The organism is Alcaligenes pakistanensis (genome assembly GCF_014652815.1).
Classification (GTDB): domain Bacteria; phylum Pseudomonadota; class Gammaproteobacteria; order Burkholderiales; family Burkholderiaceae_B; genus Alcaligenes; species Alcaligenes pakistanensis.
This window is the reverse complement of record NZ_BMZN01000003.1, coordinates 109833-126690: the sequence shown is the minus strand read 5'-3', so window position 1 is coordinate 126690 and position 16858 is coordinate 109833. Positions and strand designations below refer to the sequence as shown.

Here is a 16858-nt window from a genome sequence, read left to right as displayed (position 1 = left end):
AAATACCCAGGAGGAACAAACCATGTCCGATTACCAATGCATTCTTGTAGAAAACCACGATGACGGTGTATCGATCTTTACGATCAACCGCCCTGATCGCCGCAACGCGCTCAGCGCCACGGTGGTTAAGGAATTACAGCAGGCTTTTCTGGCCTTTGATGAAGATCCCAGCCGCCGGGTAGCCGTGCTGACTGGGGCAGGCAACGATGCGTTTTCGGCCGGTGCGGATGTGAATGAGTGGCCTGAATTATGGCGTGCCATCCCCACGGTGGGCTTTGAAACTGACAAACCCATTATTGCGGCCGTCAGCGGCTGGTGCGTGGGCGGGGCCTTGGTCATGGCCATGATGACGGACCTGCTGGTGGCCTCCGAAAGCGCCAAGTTCTCCTACCCGGAAGCCAAGCTGGGCTTTACTGGTGGCATTATCTCCGGCCTGGCCTCGCGTATTCCGCACCATGCCGCGATGGAAGTGATCTTGCTGTGCCGCACGCTGGAAGCACGCCGTGCCTACGATCTGGGTTTTGCCAATGAAATCGTGCCAGTGGGCGAACAGGTGCAGGCAGCGGTGCGCATGGCGCAGGATCTGGCCAAGATGTCGCCGCGTGTTTTGCAGACGCTCAAGCGCTTTATTAATAATGAAGTGCTGACACGTGGCCCGTCCGAGCAGATGGCGCGCACCATGCGACAACTGAAAGATATCGAGGATAGTTATGATGCCAAGGAAGGCATGACGGCTTTCAAAGAAAAGCGTGCCCCGGTCTATCTGAACAAATAAAAACTGATTCACGAATTGGGCCGCAAGGCCCAGTCAACTATGGAGACATTCCCTTATGCACCCCCGTTTTAAGCGCTTTATCCAAGGGATGAATGAATTGACGGCTCGCCCCGCAGTGGGCGAAGCGGATATTTTGCGGGATGGCCGTACTTTGTTGGGTGAACTGGTCGCCCAGGATGACTGGCTGGCCGCGGAATATACCCAGCCCCATCCGCAGTTTTATCAGCAGTATTTGCTGTACTGCTGTCCGCAGGAACGTTTTTCCGTGGTCAGCTTTGTGTGGGGGCCGGGCCAAAAGACGCCTATTCATGACCACACCGTGTGGGGGTTGATCGGCATGCTGCGGGGTGCCGAGCGCTCCCGACCTTTTGATCGTGATCCCCAGACCGGGCAGATGACCGAAGAAGAAACACAGACGCTGGAGCCGGGCGTAGTGGAAGTGGTATCACCCACGGTGGGTGATATACACGAGGTCTCCAATGTCTACGACGACCAGGTCTCCATCAGCATTCATGTCTATGGGGCAGACATCGGCAAGGTACGTCGTCATGTGTTTGATGCGCAAACGGGGCAGGCCAAAGAGTTTGTGTCTGGCTATGCCAATCGCCCTGTGCAAGTCTGAATCAAGAAAGAGGGCTTTCGCTCAGGAAGCCTGCTCAGCCGTCACGGGCGGCTGAGTCACATCAATCCATTGCGCGCGGGTCAGATCGGCCAGGCGCTGCGGAGTGATACGCACCGCAGAATTAATAGAGCCTGCTGCAGGCAAGACGGTGTCGTAGTCCTGCAAGGACAAATCGCAGTAGATCTCCAAGGGAGTGGCCAGACCAAAGGGGCAGACGCCCCCAACAGGGTGGCCCGTCAAGGTTTCGGTGCTTTCCAGGTCCAGCATTTTTACGCGCGTACCAAAGGCGGTGCGCAGCTTCTTGTTGTCCAGACGGGCATCACCCCGTGCGACTAAGAGCACCACTTTATCGCCCACTTTCAAACTCAGTGTTTTGGCAATTTGCCCAGGCTCAACCTGATGGACTTGTGCAGCCAGCACGACGGTTGCTGTGCTTTCGGTGGTTTCAATCACCTGAATATCAGCTGCGTGTTCGTTAAAAAACTGTTTGACGGAATCAAGACTCATGATGGATCGGACTAATTAGTGTGTTTTGTTAAACTTTTTTGCTAGTGCCAAGTCTTAGTCAAGTGCATGAGTGTGTCAACCAGAGCGCCGTGGCGCTGCAAAACAGGAATGTAATTGTGATTAAACCTTTATTGTTGACGGCCAGCTTGATGGCCTTCAGTTCCATAGCTCTGGCAGAGGGTCCTGCTATTACGATGTATCAGGATCCTAACTGTGGCTGTTGTGAAGGGTGGGCGCAGCACATGCGTGATGAGGGCTTTGAGGTAAAAGAGGTCAAAGTCGTGAAGATTCAAGATGTGAAGCGGCTCTTGAGGGTGCCGGAGAACCTGGAGTCTTGTCACACGGCGATGGTTGAAAAAACTGGGCAACTGATTGAAGGTCATGTGCCAGCCAAGGTCGTGAGACGCATGATGGAAGATAGAAGTGTGGCAGGCGTTGCCGCCCCTGGCATGCCTGCTAATTCACCCGGAATGGGCCAGTTGGACGGCAATTTGGTTACGGTGGACTTTAATGGACGTCCTTACTCGCGCGACTGAAGTCAGTAAGAAAACGGGTGGCATGCAGATACACGAAACTACATTGAGAAACTTGTAAGCTGCAGCCGCTCTTGTCATGATGACCGTTCATTGACTCTGTTTAGGAGGTTTCATCCATGCAGCCCTCAGTTAAAGCTTTTCTTGCTGCTACCGCAGTCGCATTTGGCTTGTTCAGTCCTTTTGCGATGGCCCAGGGCAATGCGGCTCCGACCAATTCGGCAGCCCCTGCGGCTACCCAGGTCGTTCAACCTACGGATTCTCAACTGGAGCAATATGCGCGTACCTATAAAAAGGTAGCCCAGACCGCTTCGGAATATCAGCCACGTCTGGATGCGGCCAAAAGTGATGCGGAGCGTCAGACCATTGTTCAGGAAGCCGATCAGCGTCTGGTGGGCGTAGTAACGTCCAACGGGATGGATCTGGCGGACTACAACGGTATCAGTTTGGCCATTCAGCAGGACCCGGCTTTGCGTCAGCGCGTCGAAGGAATGCTGAAGTAAGTGTTGTGATCCTCGGGTTTGACAGAGCACCGGGTGTCATTTTGTAGTGACCGTAGTGGGTAAATTTAAACCCTGGGCTTCACAGTCCAGGGTTTTTTTGTACCTCTTCTTTTGATCCGGGCTTAGCCTTAGGAGCCGGGTTGGCCCAGCTCTTGAAAGTCGGGGCTGGCGCGCGGAATCGGGACACCGGCCCCAACGCGTTTGGCCCACTCTTGCAGCGGCAAGGGCGGGACAGGCTCCCAAATACGGCGCAGGACGGGTTTGAGCAAAGCCATATTGTGGCCGCTGGCCCATTGATACGGGATGATGGGCAGCCAGGTGTCGTCGGCAATGCGCTCGGCCACGACAAAGCGGAACGTGTATTGGCCAGGGCCCAGGCTCATGCGTACATCGCTGACAACCAACAGATCGTCGATGATGTCGTAGCGTACCCAATCATCTGAAAACCAGCGAAGTTGCTCCAGCTGCTTCAAGGGTGGAAACAGCTGGGTGTAATCGCTATTGAGCGGCAGACACAGGGATTCGTACTGATGACCAGCGGGCGCACGCAAGCGATCCAGCAGCCCCACAATGACTTCGCACTCCCGGTCCTGGATATCACGCACCAGTACACGCCAAAGCAGAATATTCAAGGGTTGGGCGGCAGAATAAACCCGCTTGATTTCTACTTGCTGAGCGCTTAGCTGAGTGGTGGCCTGTTGCTCTGCCCAGAACTTGGCACCGACCGAGGCGGCCAGATACAGGCTGCTAAGCAGCAAGGCCCAGTTGCAGGCTCGCAGCGTTGCAGGAGCTGCTCCCCTTGCCAAGCCGATCAGCGTGGCGATCAGCAGGGGCAGGGTATAGAGCGGGTCAATAATGAAAATACTGGACCAGGTTGCCGGTGTGGCAGCTAGCGGCCAGAGCAGTTGCGTGCCGTAACTGGTGAACGCGTCCAGCAAGGGATGGGTAATCAGGGCCAGCCATACGGCCAGCCCCACCCGGCCTGCCGAGGCGCGAGCGTGTGGAAAGAGCAACCGCCACAGAATCGTGACCAGTATGCCCAGGGCACTCAGGACAAATAAAGAGTGTGAGAAACCCCGGTGGCTGACCATAGACGTAATGGGGTCTCCATAGCGAATGAAGACATCCAGATCAGGCAGGGTGGCGATGATGGCACCGGACAGGACCGCCTTGCGACCATACTGCCGCCCAAGGAGTGAACCGCAGATACTGGCACCCAGGACTGCTTGTGTTACGGAATCCATAGCTCTCGTGCAAAGAAAACAGGTGGCCGTGGCCAGATGCGGCCTGACGGCTTTAGCGTTATGATTTTAAAGTTGAATCCCCAGGTCACCCTATTTTTTTTGACAGGCGTCAAAGGTCTGTGGGATATCAGTCGCGTATAGTGTACGACGGCCTACGCTGTCCTACCGCCTGTGGGCTGCGCCACCGCTTCTATCCAGAGAATTCGTTTATCTATGTCTACCTACCTGATCGCGGCTTTATATAAGTTCGTGGAATTGCCCGACTTCGTCCAACTGCGCGACCCCTTGTTTGCTTTTTGCGAACAGCACGAGGTCAAAGGCACTTTGCTGCTGGCGCGCGAAGGGATTAACGGCACCATTGCTGGCCCGCAGGAGGGTGTCCGAGCCGTCTTGGCGCATCTGAATGCCGATCCGCGCATCGCCGGTCTGGTACATAAAGAGTCCTACGCCGACAAGGCGCCGTTTTACCGGCTCAAGGTGAAGCTGAAAAAAGAGATCGTTACGCTGGGCGTGCCGGATCTGAAAACCGCTGAGATGGTGGGCGAGTACGTGCGTCCCGAAGACTGGAACGCCTTGATCAGCGATCCGAACGTGGTGGTGGTGGATACCCGCAACGACTACGAGGTGGGTATTGGTACGTTCAACCGCGCCATCAACCCTAAAACCCAGAGCTTTACCGAGTTCCCGCAATGGGTGGCCGAACAGTCCAAGGAAGGCGGTGTTTTGCACGGCAAACCGCGTGTCGCCATGTTCTGTACGGGCGGTATCCGGTGCGAGAAATCCACGGCCTTCATGCGCTCGCAAGGGTTTGATGAGGTCTATCATCTGCAAGGCGGTATTCTGAAATACCTGGAAGAAATTCCGGCTGAAGAAAGCCTGTGGGATGGTGACTGCTTTGTGTTCGACGAGCGCGTCTCGGTGCGTCACGGCCTGGAACCCGGCGATTACGATTTCTGCCGTGCTTGCCGCATGCCGATCAGCGAGGAAGAAAAGACCTCGCCACAATTTGAGGAAGGCGTCAGTTGCCCTTACTGCCATGGTCACAGTTCGCCCGAACAGGTCGAGCGTTTCCGCGAGCGTCAAAAACAGGTTGCCCTGGCTCGTGAGCGTGAAGAGCGTCATATAGGCGTCAGCATGGACGAGCTGTCCGAGCGCCGTGACGCCGCCCGTCGTAAGGTGGAAGAGCAGCGTTTGCTGGCTCAGCAGGCCAAAGACGCCTAGCCCTGATCAGGTAGCTGTGTTAACTCTAGTAGCTTGATTCTGGCACTGCGTCGTTTATAGTCCGCCCTTCTCCAGTAGAAGGGCGTTTTGTATAGGCGCCAGCGCTTTAAGTCCGTGCCTGTGGCGCGGCTTTTTAACGGTATCGAGCATGTCCCTATCTGATCTGCCTATTTTGTATTCCTTTCGCCGCTGCCCCTATGCCATGCGGGCACGTCTGGCGATAGCCGCCAGCGGCGTCAGCTGTCAATTACGTGAAGTGGTGCTGCGCGACAAGCCCGAAGCCCTGCGTCTGGCCTCGCCCAAAGCGACGGTCCCCGTGTTGGTCTTACCTGATGGCAAGGTCATAGAAGAAAGCCTGGACATCATGCACTGGGCTTTGGCTATTCAAGATCCCAAACAGTATTTGCGGCCCGAGCACGGTGATGTGGGGCAAATGATGGCCTTGATCGCCGCCAACGATGGGCTCTTCAAAAAGAACCTGGATTGCTATAAATACCCAGATCGCCATACCGAGGACGAGCAGTTTACGGACGCGGCCAGTTTTTCGGCCTTGCATCGCGCTCAGGCTAGTGAACAATTGATGGGCCTGAATGCCCGGATTGCGGAGCATGGCTACTTGATGGGGCAGCGTCCTTGTCTGGCAGATTTGGCCATTGCGCCCTTTGTGCGGCAATTCGCACAGGTGGATAGAGCCTGGTTTGATGCGCAGCCTTGGTCGGTTTTGTCGAGCTGGTTGGTGAGCTTTCAGTCCAGCCCTTTATTCCTGGGTGTGATGGACAAATATCCTGCCTGGACGCCGGAAAGCGAGATTGTGCGTTTTCCTTCCGCCTGACTGATTGACTCACTAAGCCATCAGCGAAGTGGCTGCTTGGATGTGTGAGAGCTATTGAACGAATGATTGAATGCCTGATCAAGTCGGTGGCTGCTTCTTTCAGGTTTTCAAGATTAGACAGTCAAGGAAAAAGATAGGGTAGGCAAAGTGGAGTTGTTGCAGCAGAAAAAACAAGCAGACAGAATCAAGCAGACAGAATCAAGCAGACAGAATCAAGCAGACAAAAAAAGGCCGGTTTTCAATTGAAAATCGGCCTTTTTACATGGAAGAAAATCAGGCTGCGACGCTGGCCCGAGGTTCGACGCTTTCTTGTGCGGGAATCCCCACCTCGCCGTGCTGATGCAGCGTGATGCTGGTATCCAAAGGAGGTAGTTCACCGTTCATGGCACTGTTCAACTGATCATTGTCCAGCTCGCCTTCCCAGCGGGCCACCACAATCGTGGCAACGGCATTGCCCACCAGATTGGTCAGTGCGCGGCACTCGGACATGAAGCGGTCAATACCCAGAATCAAGGTCATGCCGGCAATGGGTACTGCGGGAACGACCGACAACGTGGCGGCCAGGGTAATGAAACCAGCACCTGTCACCCCGGCAGCACCTTTGGAACTGAGCATGGCGACCAGCAACAAGAGAATCTGTTGCTGCAGCGTTAGCGGGATATCGCAAGCCTGGGCAATGAACAGGGCAGCCATCGTCATGTAGATATTGGTGCCGTCCAGATTGAAGGAGTAGCCGGTAGGTACCACTAGACCCACAACGGATTTGGCACAGCCTGCGCGCTCCATCTTTTGCATCAGGGTAGGCAGGGCGGCTTCCGAGGAGCTGGTACCGAGCACCAGCAGCAATTCTTCGCGGATGTAGCGAATCAGCTTGGTGATGGCAAAGCCGTTGTAGCGGGCAACGGCACCTAGAATGATCAGCACAAACAGCACCGAGGTGAGGTAGAAGGTCACGACCAGCAGGGCCAGGCTGGAAACAGACTCAATGCCGTATTTACCAATGGTAAAGGAGATAGCACCGAAGGCCCCCACAGGAGCGGCTTTCATCAAGATGGCGACCAGCTTGAATACAGGGGCCATCAGGGCTTGTAGAAATTTGAGTACAGGCTTGCCATGATCACCCACAGCGGCCAGCGCAATACCGAACAAGACCGCGACAAACAGCACCTGCAGGATGTCGCCGCCAGTAAAGGGGCTGATCAGGGTGTTGGGGATAATGTTCATCAAAAAGCCCGTCAGCGTGCTGTCGTGGGCTTGCTGGACGTAGCCTTGAATCGCACTGGGGTCCAGGGTGGCCGGATCAATGTGCATGCCGTGGCCGGGCTGTACAACATTGCTGACCACCATGCCCACAATCAGAGCCAGTGTGGAGAAGGTCAAAAAGTAAATCATGGCCTTGCCCACCACACGGCCTACTTTTTGCAGATCGGTCATGGCGGCAATGCCGGTGGCTACCGTCAAGAAAATAACGGGCGCAATAATCATTTTGACCAGCTTGATGAAAGCATCGCCCAAGGGCTTCATGCTCTCGCCCAGCGAGGGGTAAAAGTGCCCCAACAAAATCCCGATAGTGATGGCGATGATGACTTGTACGTACAAAATCCGATACCACTTGATTTTGACGATCTGCGGTACCGAGCGGTCTCCTGTGCTTATATCCATCATGGTGTCGTCTCCGTGACTTGATGTGGCCGACCTTTGAGTCGGCTGTAGCCTGCTTAGAATTTTGTATAGCAGGCGGTTTAAGCGCGCCGGAGTACCTGCCCCGGCCCATAAGCTCATTACTAAAGCAACATCCGTGCCAATCTGAGCTGCATGAGGAAACGAGCAAATAAGCGGCTTGCGAGCAGGGGACTTACCCACTTGCTGTTGATGTGTGCGAAAATCCGCACATACGTGACTATTTTTTGGCGAAATTTCGCACAAGCTTCATGAATTCCAATCCCGTTTCTTCAAGTTTGCGGCGACGCTTCAGGCTTGAGTGGTTATTGCTGCTGACGCTGGCTCTGGTCTTGGGGGTATTTGCCTTCTGGCGCTCGGCAGATTTGGGCACGGCCCGTTTGCTGACGCAAAGCGAGCAGCGGCTGGATTCTTTGATGCGCGGCAATGCCGGCTGGATCAGGACCATTCGCGACAAATTCAGCACCCTGTCTTTTGCGTTGGCCCAGGACGAGGCGCTGCGCCAATACCTGATGGGCAATCCTGCCTATGGAGATGCCGAGGCGCTGAATCGTAAATTCCAGCAGTTGGCCGAGGACACGGGCGCTCCTGTCCTGTATCTGCTGGATATTCACTCGCAGACCCTGGTTTCCAGTAACTGGCAGGAACCCGACAGTTTTGTGGGCAATCACTACGGCTTTCGGCCTTACTTCACCAAGGCATTGGAGCAAGGGCACGCCGAATACTTTGCATTGGGAACATCCAGTGGCAAGGCGGGGCTATATATCTCCCGCATGGTGCAGGATCAGGAAGGTAAGGCCGTGGGTGTGGTGGTGATCAAGCTGGTGTTTGATCTGCTGGAAAAAGAGTGGGCAGGCTATGGCGATCGTATGTTTGTGACCGATCCGCATGGGGTGATTCTGCTTAGCGGTGAAGCGGACTGGCGTTTGCATAGCGTGAATCATGCCGCCTCAGAGAAATTGATGTCCGTGCGGGCCAGCCAGCAGTTTGGTGACGAGCCTTTGGAGCCAGTGGGGCTGACTATGTCGGACGCCGGGCCAGGAGCCTCTTTCTGGAAGCTGGGGCAGGAGCGCTTCTTGCATGTGCAGCAGCCTGTTGCAGGCAGCGATTGGACCTTGCATGCCATGGCACCCATGAAAGAGGCTCTGCGGACCCAGGCATTTCAGTCCCGCTTGATGGTGATGGGGTTGCTGTGCGCCGCCCTGGTGCTGACGGCCTTGGGGTTGCAGCGCAATCAGCAGCGGCGTGAATCCCAGGCGCGTCAGGAATTATTACGGGATGCCCTGGAGGAAGCGGTGGAGTCCCGTACGGCTCAGCTGCAAGTGGCTCGCCGCCGCCTGGAGCAGGAGATGCAGGCCTTGCAGGAGGCCCGTTCGCGGGCACGCGATCTGCGCGAGCAATTGGAACAGGCAGAAAAATTGTCTTTTCTGGGGCAGGTGACGGCCGGGGTGGCGCACGAGATCAATCAGCCCGTGGCCGCCATTGAGCTCTATGCCGACAATACCTTGCGCTTTCTGGAGCAGGGGCAGGTAGAGACTGCCCGTCAGAACCTATCCCGCATTCAGGCACTGACCCAGCGCATAGGCAGCATTACTTCCCAGCTTTGCCATTACGCACGCAAACCGCAAGAGCAAGAAGGCCCGGTGCGGGTGCAGGCGGCGCTCGATAGTGCCTGGCAATTGCTGGAGCACAGGGCGCGGGCCCAAGGCGTGGTCCTGGAACGGGAGGATCTGAGCGAGCCCGTACAGGTTTGGGCTTTGCCAGTGCGTCTGGAACAAGTCCTGGTGAATTTATTGCGTAATGCGCTGGATGCGCTGGAAGGCCGCGAGCAGGGGCGCATTCGTATGGAAGTGATGACTGACGGTCAGCATGTGCGCATCGTGGTGTCCGATAACGGTCCTGGTTTAAGCCCGGAAATCCGCCAGCGTTTGTTTACTCCCTTTAGTTCCAGCCGCCGCCAAGGCGTGGGCTTGGGACTGGTGATTTCGTACGATATTGTGGCGGCCCTGGGTGGCCGCTTGGAAGAAGGGCCATCACGTCTGGGCGGTGCTACGTTTCATATCGTGCTGCGCAATGCCGATAGCGCACTGGACAAGGAAGAGAGATAAGCATGGAAGTGGCATTTGTAGATGATGATGCGGACCTGCGTGCCGCTGTGGTGCAAAGTCTGGAGCTGGCTGGCCTGAAAGTATTGGCCTGTGCTAGCGGTCAGGAAGCCTTGAGCCGCTTGCCCAAGGACTATTCTGGTGTGGTCGTAACGGACATCCGCATGCCGGGCATGGATGGCTTGGCGCTGATGCGTGCGCTGCATGCTCGCGATCCTGAGCAACCCGTTGTTTTGATTACTGGCCATGGCGATATTGATATGGCTGTGCAAGCCATGCACGACGGCGCCTTTGATTTTCTGAGCAAGCCCTATCAGGCCGAACGCTTGCTGACGGTGATACGCCATGCCGCCATGCAGCGCAGCCTGGTCTTGCAGAACCGGGCCCTGCGCGAAGAGCTGGACGAGGATGGCCAAGGCCCGGCGTTGCTGGGCAATTCAGAAGTCATGATTAATCTGCGCGCTACCTTGCGGCATCTGGCCCAGTCAGATGTGGATGTGCTGGTGGAAGGGGAAACCGGCACCGGTAAGGAAGTGGTGGCCATGTTGCTACACCGCTGGAGCGCACGTGCCCAGCACCGTTTTGTAGCGCTCAATTGTGGCGCTTTGCCCGAAACTATTATTGAAAGCGAGCTGTTCGGCCATGAGCCGGGTGCTTTTACGGGCGCGCAGCGGCGGCGTGTCGGCAGTGTGGAGCATGCGCATCAGGGCACGCTGTTCTTGGACGAGATCGAGAGCATGCCCATGATTGCGCAGGTGCGTTTGCTGCGGGTGCTGGAAACACGCTGCGTGACCCCTTTGGGCTCGAATGAAGAGCATCCGGTCAATATTCGGGTGGTGGCGGCCAGCAAGGTGGATTTGGCGGATCCGGCCCAGCGTGCGAATTTCCGCGCCGATCTGTACTACAGGCTGAATGTGGTGACGCTGCGTTTACCGCCCTTAAAAGAGCGTAAAGAAGATATTCCCATGCTGTTCGCGCACTTTGCAGCCCTGGCCGCCAAGAAGTACGGCATGCCGCAAAAAATGCCGGATGCGCGCAGCCTGACCTATATGCAGACCCATCACTGGCCGGGCAATGTGCGCGAGTTGGCGCATTTTGCCCAACGCGAGGTCTTGGGAGTGCCGCACCTGGATATCAAGGATCTGGACGTAGAGGATTTGAGCTTGCCCGCGCGTATTGAGCAGTTTGAGTCGCAGCAAATACGTCAGGCCTTGGCTCGGCATCGGGGCGATATCAAGGCCACCTTGCAAGATCTGCGTATTCCGCGCAAAACCTTCTACGATAAGCTGCAACGCCACGGTATTTTGCGTAGTGACTTTGTGGAAGAGGGGGCGCAGGCAGATTGATGGGGCTGTGCCTTAAAGCATCTGTCAAAGAAATAAAAATAGCGGCCTGGGCCGCTATTTTTTGTACTGCCTAAGCCTGAGCTTATTCCTGCATGCCGGGGACGATGCAGTTAAAGCCGGCGTCAACGTGCGTGATTTCGCCCGTGATACCGCTAGCCAATTCGGACATCAGGAAGGACGCCACATTACCCACTTCTTCAATGGTGACGTTGCGCTGCAAAGGCGCGTGCGTTTCAACGAAGCGCAAGATCGTGGAGAAGTCCTTGATGCCGCTGGCCGCCAGCGTCTTGATGGGGCCAGCCGAGATGGCGTTGGCACGAATGCCGTGTTCGCCCAAGGCCACTGCCAGGTACCGCACAGACGCTTCCAGAGCTGCTTTGGCCACACCCATGGTGTTGTAGTTGGGGATCGCTTTTTCAGCGCCCAAATACGTCAAGGTCAGCACGGAGCTTTTACGGCCTTTAAGCAAAGGCAGCGCCGCTTTGGCCAGTGCCGGAAAGCTGTAGGCAGAAATGTCGTGAGCGATGCGGAACGATTCGCGCGACAAACCGTCCAGGAAATTACCGGCGATGGATTCACGTGGGGCAAAACCAATCGAGTGCACCAGACCGTCCAGGCCGTCCCAGCGCTCGCCCAAAGAGGCGATGGCTTGTTCGATTTGATCGTCTTCGGATACGTCACAGGGCAGCACGATGTCGGTGCCCAATTCCTTGGCAAAACCTTCAACGCGTTCCTTGAAGCGCTCGCCCACATAAGTCAGGGCAATCTCAGCACCTTGTTGGCGACATGCTTGCGCGATCCCGTAGGCAATAGAGCGGTTCGAGATGACGCCTGTGACCAGGATGCGTTTTCCTTGCAGGAAACCCATGCTGAAAATCCTTTATGTAATTAGTGGGTGGACTTAGCCACGAATATTGGAACCGGGAACACGCAAGCGTGTACCCCTGGAAAGAGAGCTGCCTTTAAGATTGTTCAGGCGTCGCAATTCAGCCACCGAAGTGTCGTACCGTCTGGCCAAGGCGTAGAGTGTATCGCCCTGTCTGACTGTATGGGTACGGACATTGGCGTTGCGGCGTAAAACAACGGTATCGTTTTTGCGGTTGACGCTGGCCGTTTGGGTGCGCGCCCGGCGGGTGCTCTGGGCAACGGGGGCGGCAGGCGTGCTGGTCAAGGAGGCCAGTTGCAGGCTGCCTTCACCCAGGGTGGAGCTCGGTACCAGCAAGGTCTGGGCGACAGCCTTGGTGCTCTTGCTGCCCAAGCCATTAATGGAGCGCAGCTGCGATACGGTAATGCCATGGCGCTGGGCAATGGACAAATAGCTCTCGCCGCGTTTGGATTGGTAGGCTTTCCAGTTGCTGAGCTTGCCTTGGTAGGCGGCCAAATTGGCGTTGAAAATATCAACTTTATTGGCCGGCAGCAGCAAGGTGCTGCGATCGGCTGGAATCGTGGGGCGGTTGTGGGCGGCATTCAAAGCCTTGAATTCGTCCACGGAAATTTCAGCCAGTTCAGCAGCCAGGGCCACGTCTATGTCTTTGGTCTTGCGCACGGCCGTAAAGTACGGCGTGTTGCTGACCGCAGGTAAAGTGATGCCGTAACGCTCGGGGTTGGCCACGATATTCTTGATCGCTTGCAGTTTAGGGACGTAATTGCGCGTTTCGTCCGGCATCTTCAGTGATAAATAGTCAATACCAAGGTCTGCTTGTTCGTTACGTTCCATGGCACGGCGCACCGAGCCTTCCCCCCAGTTGTAGGAGGCCAGGGCCAAATACCAGTCGCCTTGAAATTCGTACAAGTAAGATAGATAGTCCAGCGCCGCGCGGGTGGACTCGACAGGGTCACGGCGCTGGTCTACCCACCAGTTCTGTTCCAGCTTGTACTGCGTGCCGGTGCTGGGGATGAACTGCCACAAGCCTGATGCGTGCGAGCGCGAATAGGCCACCGGGTTGTAGGCACTTTCCACAAAAGGCAGCAGGGCCAATTCTGAAGGCAGTCCACGTGAGTCCAGCTCGTCCATGATGTGGTACAGATAGCGCGATGCGCGCTGGCTCATGGTGCGGATGGATTCTGGGTGCGACGCGTAGTAATTAGTCCAGTAATCGACCAGATCGGTATGCAGGTTGGGAATGGAGAATCCGCGGCGCATCCGGTCCCAGGCGTCTTTGGGCGGGTGGGTCAGATCAATAGTGCGAGACGTATCGGCTGCAATGCTGGTAGTGGTTTTGGCGGCTTTTTGCGGACTGACCTTGGGGCCTGTGGCGCAGCCGGCCAGCACGAAAGCGCATAGCAGCGCGAAAAGTCTCAGTAGGTTCATTGCGGAATCTTCAGAAATTGTTTTTCCAGTCGCGCAGGCTGGCAAATACCTCGACAGGGCTGTTCAGGGACCGGGCGGCATAGTGCTCGGCAGCCTGGCTAACAGCAGTCGTCTCGCAACGCAGAAATGGATTGGTAGCCAATTCTGTTTTCAAGGTAGAAGGTACCGTAGGCAGGTCTTGCTGGCGTTTTAGCTTATCCTGTTCCCAACGCTCTTGCAGTTGGGGATTGTCCGGCTCTACCTGCAAAGCCCAGCGTAAATTGGATAAGGTGTACTCATGCGCACAGCAGATCAGGGTGTCAGACGGCAGCTTTGCCAACTTGCCCAGGGAATCCGTCATTTGTGCCGGGGTGCCTTCAAAAAGGCGTCCGCAACCAGCAGCAAACAAGGTATCACCACAGAAAACAAAGGGCTGTTTTACCTCATTTTGACCAAAGTACGCAACGTGTCCGGCGGTATGGCCCGGGATATCCAGTACGTCCAGAGTCAGTTCCAGTGTGGGTAATTCGACTTTGTCAGACTGGCCAACACGCACGTCACAGGCGGGCAGACGCTCGTGGGCCGGGCCCCACACGCGGGCCGGGTGCTGGGCCAGGATATCAAGGACACCACCAACATGGTCACCATGATGGTGTGTCAGTAAAATAGCATCCAGTTGTAAGGACTCGCGTGCCAGCCAATCCAGAACCGGGGCGGCTTGGCCAGGATCCACAACCAGAGCATGACCATTACGTGCCAAAGCCCAGATGTAGTTATCGTTCAGGGCGGGTAGTGGAATCAGGCGAACATCGCTTGGCGCAGGCCAGGTAAATGTATTCATCATGGTAGAGGGAGAGAGCGCCAGTGGAGCAGACTTTGAATGATCAATTTGCCCAGTGGTTGGAAACCGTACCGGGGCGATATGTGCGAGCCTGGGAACAAGCCCGGGTCGATGCCGAGGTGGTCAACGCCTTCGGGTATCATGCCATACAAATTGGATTGCCGCATTGGGACCTGCTGGCGCATAGCCGGGTCTCCTGCAAGGTATGTACGGCCCAGACTGGCGTGCTGCCGGCCAGCCAGAAAAATCTGGTTTACGCCGAGCCCGAGCATCTGCCCTTTGATACACAAAGCATCGATCTTTTAATCTTGCCTCATACGCTGGAAAGCGCCATCGATCCTCACCAGGTCTTGCGTGAGGCCGAGCGCGTGCTGGTGCCCGAAGGGCGCATTATCCTGACAGGCTTTAACCCCTTGAGCCTATGGGGTGTCCATGACTGGATTCCGGGCCTGGAACGGGGGACGCCAACCTTGCCGGGCGATGTGTTGTCTGCCTTGCGTTTGCGCGACTGGTTAAAGCTTTTGTCCTTCGATGTGCAAAGCACGCAAATGGGCTGTTATGCGCCCTTGTGCCGTCAGCAGGTCTGGCTGGATCGCTGGGCCTGGATGGAGCAAAGTGGCGCACGCTGGTGGAGCTTTGCGGGGGCCGTCTATATGATTAGCGCGGTCAAGCGTACCCCCGGCTTGCGCATGGTGGGTCCGAAGTGGAAGAAAAACCGTCGGCGACTGCGTCGGCCTATCGTGGTAGCAGGACGTGCTGCCGATGAAGGAATTACCAAGACATGACTGAAGTTGTAGATATTTGGACCGATGGTGCCTGCAAAGGCAATCCGGGTTTAGGTGGTTGGGGGGCGTTGCTGTGTCACGGCGGACGTGAAAAAACCATTTGTGGTGGTGAACCCGACACCACGAATAACCGTATGGAACTGATGGCCGTGATCGAGGCTCTAAAAGCCTTGAAACGTCCCTGCCAAGTGCGCGTGCATACCGATTCGCAATACGTGCAAAAAGGTATGAATGAATGGCTGCCCGGCTGGAAAGCACGCGGTTGGCGCACGGCAGACAAGAAACCCGTCAAGAATGCCGACCTGTGGCAGGAGCTGGAAAAGCTGGCTGCCCAACATGAATTAAGCTGGTTATGGGTGCGTGGTCATGCGGGCGATCCCGGCAATGAACGGGCTGATGAGCTGGCTAATCAAGGGGTGGAAATAGCCCGGCAGTTACAAGCCGGCTGATAGTACTATAGCCACTCGTCATATTTTGTCAGACAGCTTTACCGGCCTGGCCGGTCAGGATAAGCCGCCCATGATTTCCACGCTGCGCCACACACTTCTTACTTTATTCATCGTGCTGTTTGCAGGTAGTGCGCCAAGTTGGGCGCAGTCCGACATAACACGGGTAGAAGTGTTGCCAGTGCGACAAAGTGAATTGATTCGGGATGTGGCAGCGGTAGGAACCTTGGTCGCCCGCGAGTCCGTGATGCTGCGTCCAGAAGTCAGTGGTCGCATTTCCGCCATCAGCTTTGAAGAAGGGCGACCTGTCAAAAAAGGCCAGCTTTTAATTCAGCTGGACCCGGCGATGGCGCAGGCACAGCTGAATCAGGCCCAGGCCAATTTGAATCTGGCCGGTAGCCAACACAAGCGCTCGTCGGAGTTGAGCCGTCAGGGCTTTATCAGCCAGCAGGCTAAAGATGAATCAGGCAGCCGTTTGGCTGTGCAACAGGCCGAAGTGCAGTTGGCGCGCGTGCAGCTGGATAAAACCCGCATTCGCGCTCCTTTTGACGGCGTCACCGGACTACGTAATGTGTCGGTGGGCGATTATGTCGGGCCGGGCACCGACCTGGTGCAGTTGGAAGACGTCTCCACCCTGAACGTAGATTTCCGTATTCCCGAACAGTATCTGGGTGCTGTGCGTACAGGTATGCCGGTAGAACTGCGCTTTGATGCCTTTCTGGGTGAGACGCGCAAAGGGACGGTGCTGGCGGTTAGCCCGACCGTAGATGCCGCTGGCCGCTCTATATTGCTGCGCGCCCAAGTGCCCAATGAAGACGGTGCGTTGCGCCCCGGTCTGTTCAGTCGGGTGCGCTTGGAGCTGTCGCGTTATCAGGCCTTGATGGTGCCTGAAACCGCCCTGGCCCCGTCGGGCCAGGATCAATACATCTATATCGTTAAAGACGGTCGGGCAGAGCGCCGTCAGGTACAGATTGGTGTGCGTGAGCAAGGTTGGGTACAAGTTACTGGCGATCTGAAGGCCGGGGACAATGTGCTGGTGGCCGGACTGCAAAAAGTCCGTGACGGTGTGCCCGTCGATATTCAGGAAGTGATCGACGTTCAAACCCAGCCGCAGCAATAGGACAGAAT

Annotated in this window: 17 protein-coding genes; 11 read left to right on the top strand and 6 right to left on the bottom strand. The window is 56.2% G+C overall.

Features of this window, described 5'->3' with window-relative positions; all coding sequences use genetic code 11:
* The first annotated feature begins 22 nt into the window (after window positions 1-22).
* Together IE156_RS09890 and IE156_RS09885 are read left to right on the top strand one after the other, a co-directional pair.
* Entirely contained in the window at window positions 23-775 is a 753-nt protein-coding gene (locus IE156_RS09890; RefSeq protein WP_189392377.1) for an enoyl-CoA hydratase/isomerase family protein, read from the top strand.
* A gap of 55 nt (window positions 776-830) precedes the next feature.
* Entirely contained in the window at window positions 831-1397 is a 567-nt protein-coding gene (locus IE156_RS09885; protein ID WP_189392376.1) for a cysteine dioxygenase family protein, read from the top strand.
* 21 nt (window positions 1398-1418) lie between these two features.
* Here IE156_RS09885 and IE156_RS09880 read toward each other — a convergent pair whose 3' ends face one another.
* A complete protein-coding gene (locus tag IE156_RS09880) occupies window positions 1419-1904 on the bottom strand; it encodes a YbaK/EbsC family protein (protein ID WP_189392375.1) in 486 nt (161 codons plus the stop codon).
* Between the two features lie 116 nt (window positions 1905-2020).
* Between IE156_RS09880 and IE156_RS09875 the strand changes: the two genes are divergently transcribed.
* Both IE156_RS09875 and IE156_RS09870 read left to right on the top strand, forming a co-directional pair.
* A complete protein-coding gene (locus tag IE156_RS09875; RefSeq protein ID WP_189392374.1) occupies window positions 2021-2440 on the top strand; it encodes a DUF411 domain-containing protein in 420 nt (139 codons plus the stop codon).
* Between the two features lie 116 nt (window positions 2441-2556).
* On the top strand, window positions 2557-2940 hold the full coding sequence (locus tag IE156_RS09870) for a DUF4168 domain-containing protein (protein ID WP_189392373.1): 384 nt from the start codon (window positions 2557-2559) through the stop codon (window positions 2938-2940).
* A 128-nt stretch (window positions 2941-3068) separates the two neighbouring features.
* Here IE156_RS09870 and IE156_RS09865 read toward each other — a convergent pair whose 3' ends face one another.
* The gene (locus tag IE156_RS09865; protein WP_189392372.1) at window positions 3069-4184 is read right to left on the bottom strand and encodes a metal-dependent hydrolase; all 1116 of its coding nucleotides are present in this window, start codon (window positions 4182-4184) and stop codon (window positions 3069-3071) included.
* A 213-nt stretch (window positions 4185-4397) separates the two neighbouring features.
* On the opposite strand from IE156_RS09865, the gene trhO reads away from it, so the two are divergent.
* Together trhO and IE156_RS09855 are read left to right on the top strand one after the other, a co-directional pair.
* The gene (gene trhO, locus IE156_RS09860) at window positions 4398-5405 is read left to right on the top strand and encodes an oxygen-dependent tRNA uridine(34) hydroxylase TrhO (protein ID WP_189392371.1); all 1008 of its coding nucleotides are present in this window, start codon (window positions 4398-4400) and stop codon (window positions 5403-5405) included.
* A gap of 148 nt (window positions 5406-5553) precedes the next feature.
* A complete protein-coding gene (locus IE156_RS09855; RefSeq protein WP_189392370.1) occupies window positions 5554-6237 on the top strand; it encodes a glutathione S-transferase in 684 nt (227 codons plus the stop codon).
* 273 nt (window positions 6238-6510) lie between these two features.
* Here the strand turns inward: IE156_RS09855 and IE156_RS09850 are convergent, their stop codons facing one another.
* Window positions 6511-7902, bottom strand: a complete 1392-nt coding sequence (locus IE156_RS09850) for a dicarboxylate/amino acid:cation symporter (RefSeq protein ID WP_189392369.1) — start codon at window positions 7900-7902, stop codon at window positions 6511-6513.
* 266 nt (window positions 7903-8168) lie between these two features.
* Between IE156_RS09850 and IE156_RS18490 the strand changes: the two genes are divergently transcribed.
* The gene (locus IE156_RS18490; RefSeq protein WP_268248107.1) at window positions 8169-10025 is read left to right on the top strand and encodes a sensor histidine kinase; all 1857 of its coding nucleotides are present in this window, start codon (window positions 8169-8171) and stop codon (window positions 10023-10025) included.
* A 2-nt stretch (window positions 10026-10027) separates the two neighbouring features.
* Window positions 10028-11368: a sigma-54-dependent transcriptional regulator gene (locus IE156_RS09840; protein WP_189392367.1), complete on the top strand. Its 1341-nt coding sequence runs from the start codon at window positions 10028-10030 to the stop codon at window positions 11366-11368.
* A gap of 82 nt (window positions 11369-11450) precedes the next feature.
* Here IE156_RS09840 and fabI read toward each other — a convergent pair whose 3' ends face one another.
* Genes fabI through gloB form a run of 3 tightly spaced genes read right to left on the bottom strand, consistent with a single transcriptional unit; the run spans window position 11451 to window position 14499 of the window.
* A complete protein-coding gene (fabI, locus tag IE156_RS09835) occupies window positions 11451-12236 on the bottom strand; it encodes an enoyl-ACP reductase FabI (RefSeq protein ID WP_189392366.1) in 786 nt (261 codons plus the stop codon).
* A 33-nt stretch (window positions 12237-12269) separates the two neighbouring features.
* Complete coding sequence (locus IE156_RS09830; protein ID WP_189392365.1) at window positions 12270-13679, bottom strand: transglycosylase SLT domain-containing protein; 1410 nt, start codon at window positions 13677-13679, stop codon at window positions 12270-12272.
* Window positions 13680-13689: 10 nt separating this feature from the next.
* A complete protein-coding gene (gloB, locus tag IE156_RS09825; protein WP_373296526.1) occupies window positions 13690-14499 on the bottom strand; it encodes a hydroxyacylglutathione hydrolase in 810 nt (269 codons plus the stop codon).
* 23 nt (window positions 14500-14522) lie between these two features.
* Here gloB and IE156_RS09820 point away from each other — a divergent pair, with 23 nt between their 5' ends.
* The 3 genes from IE156_RS09820 (at window position 14523) to IE156_RS09810 (ending at window position 16850) form a co-directional block, all read left to right on the top strand.
* Entirely contained in the window at window positions 14523-15284 is a 762-nt protein-coding gene (locus IE156_RS09820; protein WP_189392363.1) for a class I SAM-dependent methyltransferase, read from the top strand.
* The gene (gene rnhA, locus IE156_RS09815) at window positions 15281-15733 is read left to right on the top strand and encodes a ribonuclease HI (protein WP_189392362.1); all 453 of its coding nucleotides are present in this window, start codon (window positions 15281-15283) and stop codon (window positions 15731-15733) included. Before IE156_RS09820 ends, rnhA begins: the two co-directional genes overlap by 4 nt.
* A gap of 70 nt (window positions 15734-15803) precedes the next feature.
* Window positions 15804-16850, top strand: a complete 1047-nt coding sequence (locus IE156_RS09810) for an efflux RND transporter periplasmic adaptor subunit (RefSeq protein WP_189392361.1) — start codon at window positions 15804-15806, stop codon at window positions 16848-16850.
* Window positions 16851-16858 lie beyond the last annotated feature (8 nt).

Coding starts and splice junctions, on each gene's coding strand:
- IE156_RS09850 (WP_189392369.1), bottom strand. CDS start 7,902: ATGATGGATATAAGCACAGGAGACCGCTCGGTACCGCAGATCGTCAAA.
- IE156_RS09890 (WP_189392377.1), top strand. CDS start 23: ATGTCCGATTACCAATGCATTCTTGTAGAAAACCACGATGACGGTGTA.
- IE156_RS09810 (WP_189392361.1), top strand. CDS start 15,804: ATGATTTCCACGCTGCGCCACACACTTCTTACTTTATTCATCGTGCTG.
- fabI (WP_189392366.1), bottom strand. CDS start 12,236: ATGGGTTTCCTGCAAGGAAAACGCATCCTGGTCACAGGCGTCATCTCG.
- IE156_RS09870 (WP_189392373.1), top strand. CDS start 2,557: ATGCAGCCCTCAGTTAAAGCTTTTCTTGCTGCTACCGCAGTCGCATTT.
- IE156_RS18490 (WP_268248107.1), top strand. CDS start 8,169: ATGAATTCCAATCCCGTTTCTTCAAGTTTGCGGCGACGCTTCAGGCTT.
- IE156_RS09885 (WP_189392376.1), top strand. CDS start 831: ATGCACCCCCGTTTTAAGCGCTTTATCCAAGGGATGAATGAATTGACG.
- rnhA (WP_189392362.1), top strand. CDS start 15,281: ATGACTGAAGTTGTAGATATTTGGACCGATGGTGCCTGCAAAGGCAAT.
- gloB (WP_373296526.1), bottom strand. CDS start 14,499: ATGAATACATTTACCTGGCCTGCGCCAAGCGATGTTCGCCTGATTCCA.
- IE156_RS09880 (WP_189392375.1), bottom strand. CDS start 1,904: ATGAGTCTTGATTCCGTCAAACAGTTTTTTAACGAACACGCAGCTGAT.
- trhO (WP_189392371.1), top strand. CDS start 4,398: ATGTCTACCTACCTGATCGCGGCTTTATATAAGTTCGTGGAATTGCCC.
- IE156_RS09830 (WP_189392365.1), bottom strand. CDS start 13,679: ATGAACCTACTGAGACTTTTCGCGCTGCTATGCGCTTTCGTGCTGGCC.
- IE156_RS09855 (WP_189392370.1), top strand. CDS start 5,554: ATGTCCCTATCTGATCTGCCTATTTTGTATTCCTTTCGCCGCTGCCCC.
- IE156_RS09840 (WP_189392367.1), top strand. CDS start 10,028: ATGGAAGTGGCATTTGTAGATGATGATGCGGACCTGCGTGCCGCTGTG.
- IE156_RS09865 (WP_189392372.1), bottom strand. CDS start 4,184: ATGGATTCCGTAACACAAGCAGTCCTGGGTGCCAGTATCTGCGGTTCA.